Genomic DNA, 13,080 nt, shown 5'->3' with positions numbered 1-13,080 from the left:
ATCTTATAACATTCTTGCTGTATGCACCTTCCTCATCAAAGAAAGGCTTCAATGTAATATTTCAATATACCTTATCAACAGTCTTTAATTAAGAAAAACATAGAGGGCTTCTAGTAAAAATATTTTTTCTATTACAACACGCTTATTATGCTTTTATTATTGCAAAATACACAATCACTTCCATACTGAAGCAACACGAACAGCTTTAACAATCTAGTCTTTATAGAAAGAATACCACACTATATTCTCAAAAGCATTACCTGAATAAGAAACAATCATCCCTTCCATTTATTTACATCACTCTAAAAATATAAAATTTTAGCTCTTCTATCAAAGATTCTGATAGCTTATCGTTACATCACCTTAAAACATGCTAAATTCTACGAAATAAGATTTGCATTATTAAGCCATTCACTTGAAATATTTATTTGTGGAGACCTTTAAAGATGGCACATTCTCTCCTCTTCCCAAGAAGATTTCCAATATATTCAAAGTGTTCTTTCCACAAAGATTTCCTCGTAAACGCTCCCAATTGCTGCTGCTTCCTTTTCCAAAGGAAAGTTGGCACGAACATGGGCTAAAGCTCTTTGCCCTGCTAGCATTGTTTTTTCTAAATCAGTAAAATAAGGTTCAATCGCTGCTGTTAAAGCTGCTCCATCTCCTGCTTTCACAACCGTTCCTGTTCCCTCTACCACCAATTCTTTAAAAATTCCCACATCACTGGTCACTACAGCTGTCTGTGATGCCATTGCCTCCAATGGTGTCAAACCAAAACCTTCCAAACGAGAAGGAGTCACATAAAGTGACAGACGACGATACCACAGAGGTATATCAAGCCTCTCGCCAAGAAAAATAATACGATCACTCAAACCGGCCTCAGCAATCTTCTGACGTAATTTCTTTTCAAAATTATAATGTTGCTCTGTAGTTCGACCAGCGATAAGCGCTGTCCACTCAGGATAATGGGGCAATAATGTTATCATTGCATCCACAAACAGATCAGTGCCCTTTGCGTAGCGCACACGCCCAAAACACCCCACCGCATATTTTCCTAAAAACCCTGCTGCTGGGAAAAAATCATCAACAGTCTCCGGTGGTGAAAAACGCCTAACGTCCACCCCATGCATAATAACTTGATGAGGCACTTCTAGATAAGTCCCCGTGCATGCACTGGTAGCAATAACCTTATCCATACGACGAAGCAACCATTTGGTAAAAGGTTTGTGTTTGCGTTGAGATGCCGAAGTAAAGATGAGTTTAAGCTTCATTCGCAAAACATCCCGAAGAAATACTCCGCAAAGCATCTCAATATTGCGCCGTGCATGCCAAATACGAAATGACCTCCCCCTCGGACTTTTCCAAAGTCCAAAAAGGTCACTAAAGGAAAGAAACGGTAAATCTCGCGGTAATCCAAATCCAAAAGTGGATATATGTATACCCTGTTCTCGCTGCAATGGAATGAGTTGGATAACTGTAGAGGTCACTCCTGATAAGCGCTTTTTAAAGTGAGGAGCAATAATCTCCGTTTCTTCCAAAGATACATGCATAACAAATTAGATGTACTGAACCTTAATAATTTCGTAATTATGCGAACCACCTGGTGCATTCACCTCAATCACATCACCCTCTTGCTTTCCAATGAGTGCACGCGCAATAGGGGATGAAATAGAGATTTTACCAGTTTTGACATCAGCCTCTTGATCACCAACGATCTGATAAACCTTTTTTTCTTCAGTATCTTCGTCCAAAAGCTTGATAGTGGCTCCAAACTTAATTTTGTCACCTGAAAGGCGTGAGACATTAATAACTTCCGCCCGTGCAATATAGTCTTCAAGCTCATTTATACGCCCCTCATTATGACTTTGTGCCTCTTTAGCAGCGTGATATTCAGCATTTTCTGATAGATCACCATGTGCACGTGCTTCGGAAATTGCTTCAATAATTCGTGGACGTTCCTGTTGTTGGCGCCAACGTAACTCTTCTTTAAGACTTTCAAAACCAGCTGTAGTCATCGGAACTTTTTCCATAATCCGTCCCTTTCTATTACACGGAAGGTTTAATAAAAACACAAAAAACGGCCTCCAAAATCACTTTTGGAATCCGAAAACCATAATCCTCGTTTATTATATAGTACAGTATCCCCGTTTTCCATATAAAAATAAAAAAAGGAATAAAGTATTCACCAATTGTGTTTAAGCTATCTACTATTTTAGCACTTAAAATGCCAAACTGCATTCCAACCATTAGAATTCTAAAGAAGAAATAATTGTATTTTTTTCTGTTTTACCCTAACCTAACAGAAGAGATCTCATATGAAGAGAAAAGAAAAACTCTAAAGGAAGCCTCTACAAAAAATGAAAAAGCTCGTAATTTTTTTTGTTTTTGGCTCTCTCTCTCTAACCGCAACGGTATCCGGAGCTGCAGATGCCTTTACCACAAACAACCTTAATCTTAGAACGGGACCAAGCATTCAATATACGCTTTGCGGCTTAATCCCCGCAGGAAAGTTGGTATTTGTCCAAACATGTAAAAGGAACTGGTGCAACATCAGATATAACACCCAAACAGGTTGGGTATCATCTCGTTACCTCTCATTTAAAAATGGAAATGATCTTTATCAAACATACACAACTCTTCCAGTAACAAATTACAATACATACAGTCATTATCCACGGTAGCCACAGTAAATATTATAAATAAACGCCCTGTCAACATCATGGCGCAAATGAGATAGTGTAGATGAACGATTACAAATGTCACCACACTCTAAAAACAAAAAACCAAAGAACCTCCTTAAAGAATTAGTCTCATATCCCAAACTTATCAAATATCCTATGAAACATACAATAAACCGAAAAAAACTGCTGATTAACGTTTTGTCGTTATCGCGATTAAATTGTAAAATTGAGTATTTCGTTGAAAACCACAAGCACTTTTTTATATCAAAAAGGATGCAACAATGAAAAACGGTGTCACAGCAACAGTAGAAGCTCTTTCTGCCCTGATTGCGTCAGGCAATCCCCTTTTTAAGAATGGCGTATTATGGACACCCCACCGCCCTGCTCGTCCTGAAAAATCTGAAGGTGGCATTCCATTTCAACTCGAAACATCTTTTGAACCTGCCGGGGATCAACCCCAAGCAATCAAAACTCTGATTGAGGGGATAGAAAAGGATGAGCGTACACAAGTGCTTTTGGGTGTTACCGGTTCAGGAAAAACCTATACAATGGCCAAAATCATTGAAAAAACACAACGTCCAGCTTTGATCTTAGCACCAAATAAAACTTTAGCAGCACAGCTTTACGGAGAATTTAAAAGCTTTTTTCCCCACAATGCCGTCGAATATTTTGTTTCTTATTATGACTATTATCAGCCAGAAGCCTATGTTGCGCGCTCTGACACTTATATTGAAAAAGAATCTTCTATCAATGAACAAATCGACCGTATGCGTCATGCTGCAACACGTGCTGTACTTGAACGTGATGATGTCATTATTGTTGCATCTGTATCCTGTATCTACGGAATTGGTTCAGTAGAAACCTATACTGCCATGACCTTTGAAATAAAAAAAGGTGACAAACTCAATCAACGACAATTACTCACTGATTTAGTTGCTCAACACTATTGTCGACAAAATATAAACTTCATTCGTGGTTCCTTTCGTGTCCGAGGAGATATAATTGAAATTTTTCCTGCCCACCTTGAAGATCGTGCTTGGCGTATCTCTCTTTTTGGCGATGAAGTAGAAACAATTACTGAATTTGATCCCCTCACAGGCCAAAAAACAGGTGATCTTCAATCAATTAAAATTTATGCCAATTCACACTACGTAACACCACGCCCAACATTAAATCAGGCAATGAAGTCCATCAAAATGGAACTGGTGCAACGCCTTGCCGAATTAAATGCCGCGGGACGTCTTTTAGAGGCGCAACGTTTAGAACAGCGTACAATTTTTGATTTGGAAATGTTAGAAACAACCGGCTCATGCGCCGGAATCGAAAATTATTCACGCTATTTAACAGGGCGTAAACCCGGTGAACCACCTCCAACCTTGTTTGAATATATTCCAAACAATGCTCTCGTTTTTATCGATGAAAGCCATGTCACTATTCCCCAAATTGGTGGCATGTACCGAGGTGATTTTCGAAGAAAAGCAACCTTAGCAGAATATGGATTTCGTCTCCCTTCCTGTATGGACAATCGTCCCTTACGCTTTGAAGAATGGGATGCCATGCGCCCACAAACTATTGCTGTCTCTGCAACGCCTGGACGCTGGGAAATAGAACAAGCTCACGGCATTTTTGCTGAACAAATTATTCGCCCAACAGGATTGATTGATCCAGCAACAGAAATTCGCCCAGCCTCCAGCCAAGTCGATGATGTTGTGAACGAAATTCGTAAAACAATTCAAAAAGGCTACCGTACCTTAGTAACTGTCCTAACCAAGCGTATGGCCGAAGATTTGACAGAATATCTCCATGAACAAGGCATTCGCGTACGCTATATGCATTCTGACATTGATACGTTAGAACGTATTGAAATTCTACGTGATCTTCGGCTTGGCACCTTTGATGTTCTCATCGGTATTAACTTACTTCGGGAAGGTTTAGATATTCCAGAATGCGGTTTTGTTGCTATTCTAGATGCCGATAAAGAGGGGTTTTTGCGCTCTGAAACTTCGCTCGTACAAACAATTGGACGCGCTGCACGCAATGTAGATGGCCGCGTTATCCTTTACGCAGATACAATCACAGGCTCCATAGAACGCGCCTTACAGGAGACACAAAGACGTCGACAAAAACAAATAGCCTACAATGAAGAGCACCATATTACACCAACCAGTATCAAAAAAAATATCGATGATATTCTCAATTCAGGAGGCGAAAACAACCATACTTCCACAAATATTCCTGATTTTATCAGGCAAAACAATATGGTTGGCAACAATTTAACAATCCATATTAAATCCCTTGAAAAATCAATGCATGAAGCAGCTGCTGATCTTAACTTTGAAGAGGCCGCACGACTTCGCGATGAAATCAAACAATTACAAAAGATAGAACTAGAAATCGCGGAGAATCCCTTAACACATCATAGCGAACAATCCACCCATGGACCGATATTACAACCAAGTCTTTTCTCCAAACCAAACCTTGATCACATGGGACCAACCATGGATACTGGTATTTTGGAAAATCGAAAAGGGAAATCTCGTAAAAACACCCCTAACCAAGCGACCATAAAACGAAAAAAAACGCGTCCAACAAAGGAGCAAAAAAATTAAAATCACCAAAAATAATCTTTGGCTCTTCTAAAAAATAACTAAAAATGAAAAGCAACCAATATTGCCCTAAAAATAGATAACCTCAAACATTAAGGATTCTCAAATTTGTTTAAAACAACATAAGAAAGAATATTTTACAAAAAAAATCTTAAAAATATTGACTTTTTAAGCAATTTTTCTTGTTAAACAACGTTATAAAAATACATAAAAATGTAAAAAACTTCTAAGCTATAAAAAATCAGACAAATTTAAAGAAAATGTCTACGATATATCAAAAAATTAATGAAATATATTATATTCATAAATTTATAATTTGATATATAAATCAATATTATTTATCATTACAATATAATATAAAAACATTACAATTTTCTATAAAACAAATAAAGTAAAATAAGAATTTGTCATAACACAATAAGCCTATTATAACAAAAACGATAGCTTGTATTCATACACCTATTGTTAAATTAATATTATATCAAGTAATACAAAAAAGTATTCATAAATAAAGAATTTATAACCAATAGTAAAAAATCTTCTGCTCTCAATACAATCTGCTTAATTAACCTTAAGAAGAGTACATTAATTGAAATCAAAATTCTGTCATGATTTTACTTTACTGTATTGGCAATAGCTTTAACTAAATGAATTTTTATTTTTTTGTCACAATAAAGTTCAAAATTGTTCAGGCTCTATTCAGTTTGAAACGCGTAGGAAGCGAAAAATACGAATTTACACAAAGGAGCATCATTATGAAAAAAGTGATCAGGTTAGCGGTATTATCAGCAATGTCAGTTGTAACCGTTTTTATGCCGCTAAATGCAACGCTTGCGGATATAATATGGGATCTTACTCACCCTATCACGAAAGAAATAGATGATGAGATGAGAAAGATGCGTAAAGAAAGAGATGATGCGACAAGGGAAATTGATAAGAAAATTGATGATATCTGGCGTTCTAGTTTGTCTCGTTCCCATTGTTCTGATAGAAACCGCGGCTTTTTTTCTGATGATTTTCAAAAGTTTATTGATGATTTCCACGGGTGTTCTAGTGACAAAGACAAAAGCAAGAAACAGCAACAACAACAACAGCAGCAACAACATCATCACCATCACCATCACCATCATCAACATGTTGAAAACAAGACATATCACTACGTCGAGCGCGAAAAGACAAAAGCAGATACGACTCCTAGTACAATTTTAAAAAAACCAGAACAGCCACAAATTGTTTATCAAATAGTACCACAATATCAAATTGTATATCAACAGGTTCCACAAGAACAGATAATTTATGAAGCTCCGCAAACGGTGGAATATGGGCCACACCAGCAATCGTCGGTATCTAATTGGCTTAACTATTGCAAGAAAAAATACCGTTCGTTCAATCCTAAAACAGGCACTTTTCGAGACCGGAATGGTTTGGAACACTTTTGTTATGCTCCAATAAATTAATTTCTGTTCCGTCCTACTAAAAAATCTTAAATAGCACAAAAAACGCTCCAGAGCGTTTTTTGTGTTTATATGCTAACCATTTGAAAAAAAGGTTGTTTTGGCACTCATAGCCTATGCAACTTCCTGAACCATGCCCACAAATAAAACAAACGTCATCACCTAAGGGAAAAACTTTTTCCTTAAGAGATCTCACCAATTCTTCATGAGAACAGAATGGAAAATCCGTACGTCCAATAGAACCACGAAAAAGGACATCACCCAATAAAAAGCGAAGCGTTCTTTTTCATTGAAATAAATGACATGACCAGGGGAGTGTCCCAGTGTGTACAAAACCCTAAACTCATGTCCAGCAAAATGCACACACTCACCATCGTCTAACCAAATCGAACAACGCACCATGATGCTTTCGGGTGTAAGCCATGATTTAAGAACCATTCTCACCCGTTTTAAACTTCAGCTAGCGTTAGCAAATACTGACTTTGATATTAAGCCGCTTGAGCAAGATGTAAGCGACATGCAAAATATGTTAGAAGATTACCTTGCTTTTGCACGTGGTGAAGGAAGTGAATGTGTTAAAACTTTTGATTTAAATGCTCTTATGCAAAAATTCTCTACCGATGCGCATCTTCACAAACGTCAGTTTTCCTACACCATTGAAGGTCCTACACAAATACAAGTACGCCCACGTGCCTTCACGCGTCTCATAAACAATCTTGTGTCAAACGCATTTTGTCATGCCAATAATCTCAAACTAACAGCCATATCCCAACAAGAATCTTTCCTCATAACTATTGACGATGATGGACCTGGTATTCATAAAAATGTGCGCACAGAAGTCTTTAAGCCATTCTTTAGACTTGATAAAGCACGAAATAAAGATGCGAGTGGAACAGGACTCGGCCTTTCTATTGCTCAAGATATAGCACGTAGCCATGGAGGCAATATTCAATTGGATGATAGCCCTCTAGGGGGCTTACGCGCTATTATTGATCTACCCCTTTAGTAACTTTCCTTGTTAAACCACGTTATAAAAAATCCCTAAAACTATCAAAACACGCCCAAAACACTTCTAAAATCTAAACGAGCACAAAAAAATTAAAGAGAATGTTTCCCATATATCAAAAAAGTTCCCGCAATATATTATTTTTATACAGTTATAATCTAATATCGAACTCAATATTTAGCCTCACAAGAGAGTAGTCAAACAGGACTGTATTCTATCACACAAATAAAGTGAAATAAGATTTTATCATAGCACCATAAGCCTATGATAAAAAACGATAACTTTTATTCATACACCTATTGTTCAATTCATATTGTATCAAGCAATAAATAAAGTACTCATAAATAAAGAATTTATAACCAATAGTAAAAATCTGCTGCTCTCAATACACACTTATCAAGTAAAATTAAGCAGAGTAAAATAATTGAAATCAAAATTCTGTCATGATTTTATTTTATTGTTCCAGCAATATTTTTAACTAAATGAATTTTTATTTTTTTTCACAATAAAGTCCAAAATTTTTCAGGCTCTATTCAGTTTGAAACGTGTAGGATGTGAAAAATACGAATTTACATAAGGAGCATCATTATGAAAAAAGTGATCAAGCTAGCGGTATTGTCAGCAATGTCAACTGTAACCGTTTTTATGCCGCTAAATGCAGCACTTGCGGATATGGCATGGTATCATAACTATGATACGATGAGGGAAATAAGGAAGGAGGCTGGTTTACCGTCTCACAATTTTAGCTCCCATTTTTCTCATAGTGAACATCACTCTTTTGATAATCCCCATAAGCGTCATTATGTCAGCCATCAATGGGGAGCACAACAACATCATCATTTTGAACACAAGACATATCATTATGTCGAGCGCAAAAAGACAAAACACAGTAGTATTAATATAAATAACTCAGGAGAAGCTTTAGCAATGGGCATTCTTGCTCTTGCAGCAGGTGCACTTCTCGGCAAAATTTTAAAAAAACCAGAACAACCACAAATTGTATATCAACAGGTTCCACAAGAACAGATAATTTATGAAGCTCCGCAAACGGTGGAATATGGGCCACACCAGCAATCGTCGGCACCTAATTGGCTTAACTATTGCAAGAAAAAATACCGTTCGTTCAATCCTAAAACAGGTACTTTTCGAGACCGGAATGGTTTGGAACACTTTTGTTATGCTCCAATAAATTAATTTCTGTAACAGCTTACTAAAAAAATCTTAAATGGCACAAAAAACGCTCCAGAGCGTTTTTTGCATTTATATGCTAACCATTTGAAGAAAAGGGTTGTTTTGGCGCTCATAGCCTATACAACTTCCTGGACCATGCCCACAAATAAAACGAACGTCATCACCTAAGGGCAAAACTTTTTCCTTAAGAGATCTCATCAATTCTTCATGAGAACAGAATGGAAAATCCGTACGTCCAATAGAACCACGAAAAAGGACATCACCCAATAAAGCGAAGCGTTCTTTTTCATTGAAATAAATGACATGACCAGGGGAGTGCCCCGGTGTATGCAAAACCCTAAACTCATGTCCAGCAAAATGAACACACTCACCATCTTCTAACCATTGGTCAGGGATACAAATGCATGCATCTCTAATGCCGTAACTTTTTGCGCTTTCACTCACAACATCCATCAGGGGCTTGTCACCACGATGAGAACCAATGATTTTAACATTAAGCGCCTCTTTCGCTTGCATTGCCGCTCCTACATGATCAAAATGACCATGTGTTATCCAAATAGCTTCAACGGTAACACCTCTTTTCTGGATCACTTCTTGAACGCGAAGCCAATCACCACCGGGGTCAACCAAAACCCCTACTTTTTGTTCATTATCAAAAAGCAGGGTGCAATTTTGTTGAAAAGGTGTAACTGGAATAATATGTGTACTAAAACTATTCATGATGTCCTTTTCAAAAATAAAATTCTTCCAAGCTTACAAGACACATTTCCTCCCCTTTTATAAAAAATAGACTGCTCGACAGCTTTATATAACTTATGTAAACTTAAGTTTTGTGTAAACTAAATTTTTGTCAAGGTTTTTAAGAATGACCGATCATGTTGAAGTTTTGTGTGACGATGCACCTCACCTTCTTGTGATTGATGACGACACCCGTATTCGCAACCTTTTATTTCAATTCCTCATTAAAAATGGTTTTCGCGTTTCAGTCTCAGCCAATGCCGATGAAGCAAAGCGACAACTCGCATGCTTAGATTTTGACCTTCTTATAGTTGATGTCATGATGCCTGGTGAAAACGGCATCGATCTCACCTACTCACTGCGACAAACAAAAGATGTTCCTATCCTCATGCTTACAGCTTTATCGGAAACAGACCACCGTATCCATGGCTTAGAAGCAGGCGCTGATGACTATCTTGCTAAACCGTTTGATCCTCGTGAGCTTTTACTTCGCATTAACGCTATTTTACGACGTGGTTTTCCACTAAACCAACCCAAAATCGAGCAGATCGTTTTTGGACCATATATCTTTTCAATTGCACGGCGCGAGCTCAAAAAAGGAGGAGAAGTGATTAAACTGACAGATAAAGAACAAAAAATGATGGTTCTTTTTGCCGAAAATGCAGGTGATATCATCCCACGCCATAAATTTGCAACTGACGATAACAATACCAGTGAACGTGCCATTGATGTACAGATCAATCGTCTCCGTCGTAAAATCGAAAAAAATCCAGCTCTCCCGATATGGCTCCAGACCGTGCGAGGAATAGGTTATAAACTCTCAATTGAATAGATACACAATGATCAAACCCTCAAAAAAATTCGTCGGGTGGTTAACAAAAAAGATGCCTAAACGGCTTTATGCCCGCTCTTTGATCATCATTATTGCTCCTATGGTACTCTTGCAAACAGTGATTGCTTACGTTTTTATGGAACGTCATTGGCAAATGGTAACCGAGCGTCTTTCAACCGCTGTTGTCCACGATATTTCAGCCATTATCGATATCATTGAAACATATCAGCAACAAGATAACTATGAAGATATCAAGCGTATTGCACAACAACGTATGGGATTAAACATTTCTATCCTCCCCCCATCCCCCCTTCCCCCCCCAGGACCGAAACCATTTTTTGCAATTCTTGATTATTTTCTAAGTGAAGAAATTACTCGCCAAATTAACCGCCCATTCTGGATTGATACCGTAGGAGATTCTGATCTTGTCGAAATTCGTATTCACCTTGGTCACAACATCTTGCGTGTTTTTGCACCACGCAGCCAAGCCTACGCTTCCAATACCGCTATTTTTTTAAGCTGGATGGTAGGAACAGCTCTTGTTTTATTATTGATAGCGATTTACTTCTTGCGTAACCAAATCAAACCAATTCAACAATTGGCTGAAGCAGCAGAAAGTTTTGGACGCGGTCGTCCTTTACCAGAAGGGTTTCAACCACAAGGAGCTGATGAAGTCCGTCGTGCTGGCTTTGCTTTTTTACGCATGCGTGAACGTATTGAACGCCAAATCGAACAACGCACCATGATGCTTTCGGGTGTAAGCCATGATTTAAGAACCATTCTCACCCGTTTTAAACTTCAGCTAGCGTTAGCAAATACTGACTTTGATATTAAGCCGCTTGAGCAAGATGTAAGCGACATGCAAAATATGTTAGAAGATTACCTTGCTTTTGCACGTGGTGAAGGAAGTGAATGTGTTAAAACTTTTGATTTAAATGCTCTTATGCAAAAATTCTCTACCGATGCGCATCTTCACAAACGTCAGTTTTCCTATACCATTGAAGGACCTACACAAATACAAGTACGCCCACGTGCCTTCACGCGTCTCATCAGCAATCTTGTGTCAAACGCATTTTGTCACGCCAATACTGTCAAACTAACAGCCATATCCCAACAAGAATCTTTCCTCATAACTATTGACGATGATGGACCTGGTATTCATAAAAATATGCGCACAGAAGTCTTTAAGCCATTCTTTAGACTTGATAAAGCACGAAATCAAGATGCAAGTGGAACAGGACTCGGCCTTTCTATTGCTCAAGATATAGCACGTAGCCATGGAGGCAATATTCAATTGGATGATAGTCCTCTAGGGGGCTTACGCGCTATTATTGATGTCCCCCTTTAGCAATATTTCATAAATCGTCTATAAGAAAAAAAGCTAAATAAACTTGACAATTTAGGCATTCCCTACAGTTTCAAACAAAGTATATTGCAGTGCCTTGCAAGCGCTTTCCCCACACCAAGCGACCATCTGAAATGCAACATAATAGCTTTCACAGACTTTAAGAGCATTTATTAACAATGTTTCAACCTGTACATGAGATGGATGCACCCCACCAGCCAGAAGAAGCCCTTGCCGATAAATAACCGAATGATTCCCTTGCCAATAATCAAAATGTCCCAGCAATAATTTTTCATTAATTGCTAGCAATAAGCGATGCATTTCTGCCGTGCGAGCGTTTTTAATAGAAAGATCAAATGCACAAGCCAAATGAAGAGCTTCCTGCTCTTCCATCCATGAAAAAGCAAGGTGATAATTTGCCCTTTTTCCTTCCACACAAACACTAATTTCATCTTGTGCGTCCCGTTCAAACGACCAATCATATTTACAAGCAATCTGTTCTATAAAGTCAACAGGATGCTCTTCTCTTTCTGTGGTGCAAAATGCAAGCCTCATCATAATCCTCAATCATATTAAAACATTGTCAACAGAACATAATCAGCCTAAAAACTGTAACAACATTTTGCTACAATCAAAGCCTTTACACCAAACAAATACACATTAAAAACATCGACAGGACACCCCCCCAGAACCCAATAATGCTTCCTGCGGCAGCCTGATAACAATAAAACGAATCATCAAGCTTTTTCAGTGTATTGATACAATTTCATAGTACTAGTCCCCCACATTCAAAAAAGTGTTTTTTTACAAAAAACAAATGGATAATCTGCTCTAACAGACTCAGGATTAAGCATTTTTTAGTTTCATACATTCCATTGAAAAATTGGGGATATTTTTTCTAAAACTCTATTTTTTATAAAAACTATTTTACTTTTTTCGGGTCTGCGCTTTTTCCAAATCATCGAGGCGCCTTTTCAAATCAGCATTGTCGGCATGTGCTTTCAGTACCATCTCCTTAAATGTTTCAAATTCTTCACGTGAAACAAGATCAAGTTTGTTGGCTATCTTTTCAGCCTGAAAACGAAAAGCTGTTCCAGCTTCACGTCGTATACCTTGCACAACATCAGCGGCATCCGTTGCTAATTTTGCCAATTCATCAAGAATACGGTTTGATCCATTACGCATAATGTTTTTCCTTACATTTTAATTATTGACACACGCACTATAACG

At 37.9% G+C, this 13,080-nt stretch carries 11 protein-coding genes and 2 pseudogenes; 7 read left to right on the top strand and 6 right to left on the bottom strand.

Translation table 11 applies throughout. From position 1 onward, the window contains the following. Positions 1-488: 488 nt before the first annotated feature. Positions 489-1,547: a glycosyltransferase family 4 protein gene (locus LBE40_RS01535; protein WP_004859585.1), complete on the bottom strand. Its 1,059-nt coding sequence runs from the start codon at positions 1,545-1,547 to the stop codon at positions 489-491. 6 nt (positions 1,548-1,553) lie between these two features. Further along, positions 1,554-2,027: a transcription elongation factor GreA gene (gene greA, locus LBE40_RS01530; protein WP_004859586.1), complete on the bottom strand. Its 474-nt coding sequence runs from the start codon at positions 2,025-2,027 to the stop codon at positions 1,554-1,556. A 327-nt stretch (positions 2,028-2,354) separates the two neighbouring features. Here greA and LBE40_RS01525 point away from each other — a divergent pair, with 327 nt between their 5' ends. The 3 genes from LBE40_RS01525 (at position 2,355) to LBE40_RS01515 (ending at position 6,741) form a co-directional block, all read left to right on the top strand. Then, positions 2,355-2,678, top strand: coding sequence for an SH3 domain-containing protein (locus LBE40_RS01525; protein WP_078691996.1), 324 nt, complete (start codon positions 2,355-2,357; stop codon positions 2,676-2,678). 281 nt (positions 2,679-2,959) lie between these two features. Beyond that, a complete protein-coding gene (gene uvrB, locus LBE40_RS01520; protein WP_004859590.1) occupies positions 2,960-5,287 on the top strand; it encodes an excinuclease ABC subunit UvrB in 2,328 nt (775 codons plus the stop codon). Positions 5,288-6,039: 752 nt separating this feature from the next. Further along, positions 6,040-6,741 (top strand): BA14K family protein, encoded by a 702-nt coding sequence (locus tag LBE40_RS01515; protein ID WP_004859591.1) that lies wholly within the window; start codon positions 6,040-6,042, stop codon positions 6,739-6,741. Positions 6,742-6,757: 16 nt separating this feature from the next. Here LBE40_RS01515 and LBE40_RS01510 read toward each other — a convergent pair. Continuing rightward, positions 6,758-7,122: pseudogene (locus LBE40_RS01510) on the bottom strand (MBL fold metallo-hydrolase); the annotation flags it as partial. Between LBE40_RS01510 and LBE40_RS01505 the strand changes: the two are divergent. Together LBE40_RS01505 and LBE40_RS01500 are read left to right on the top strand one after the other, a co-directional pair. Then, a pseudogene (locus LBE40_RS01505) lies at positions 7,121-7,744 on the top strand (sensor histidine kinase); the annotation flags it as partial. The pseudogenes LBE40_RS01510 and LBE40_RS01505 sit on opposite strands and share 2 nt — an antisense overlap. Before the next feature lie 588 nt (positions 7,745-8,332). Continuing rightward, positions 8,333-8,938: a BA14K family protein gene (locus tag LBE40_RS01500; protein ID WP_004859593.1), complete on the top strand. Its 606-nt coding sequence runs from the start codon at positions 8,333-8,335 to the stop codon at positions 8,936-8,938. A gap of 66 nt (positions 8,939-9,004) precedes the next feature. Here LBE40_RS01500 and LBE40_RS01495 read toward each other — a convergent pair whose 3' ends face one another. Then, complete coding sequence (locus LBE40_RS01495) at positions 9,005-9,655, bottom strand: MBL fold metallo-hydrolase (protein WP_004859596.1); 651 nt, start codon at positions 9,653-9,655, stop codon at positions 9,005-9,007. 145 nt (positions 9,656-9,800) lie between these two features. On the opposite strand from LBE40_RS01495, the gene LBE40_RS01490 reads away from it, so the two are divergent. Both LBE40_RS01490 and LBE40_RS01485 read left to right on the top strand, forming a co-directional pair. Then, entirely contained in the window at positions 9,801-10,505 is a 705-nt protein-coding gene (locus tag LBE40_RS01490; RefSeq protein ID WP_004859599.1) for a response regulator, read from the top strand. 7 nt (positions 10,506-10,512) lie between these two features. Beyond that, positions 10,513-11,853, top strand: a complete 1,341-nt coding sequence (locus LBE40_RS01485; protein ID WP_004859601.1) for an ATP-binding protein — start codon at positions 10,513-10,515, stop codon at positions 11,851-11,853. 51 nt (positions 11,854-11,904) lie between these two features. Here the strand turns inward: LBE40_RS01485 and LBE40_RS01480 are convergent, their stop codons facing one another. Both LBE40_RS01480 and LBE40_RS01475 read right to left on the bottom strand, forming a co-directional pair. Next, positions 11,905-12,405, bottom strand: a complete 501-nt coding sequence (locus tag LBE40_RS01480) for a type III secretion system chaperone family protein (protein WP_004859603.1) — start codon at positions 12,403-12,405, stop codon at positions 11,905-11,907. A gap of 372 nt (positions 12,406-12,777) precedes the next feature. Further along, on the bottom strand, positions 12,778-13,035 hold the full coding sequence (locus LBE40_RS01475; protein WP_004859604.1) for an accessory factor UbiK family protein: 258 nt from the start codon (positions 13,033-13,035) through the stop codon (positions 12,778-12,780). Positions 13,036-13,080 lie beyond the last annotated feature (45 nt).

Origin of the sequence: Bartonella taylorii, from assembly GCF_023920105.1 — a bacterium.
GTDB classification, from domain to species: Bacteria; Pseudomonadota; Alphaproteobacteria; order Rhizobiales; family Rhizobiaceae; genus Bartonella; species Bartonella taylorii.
This window is presented reverse-complemented; position numbering and strand designations above follow the sequence as displayed.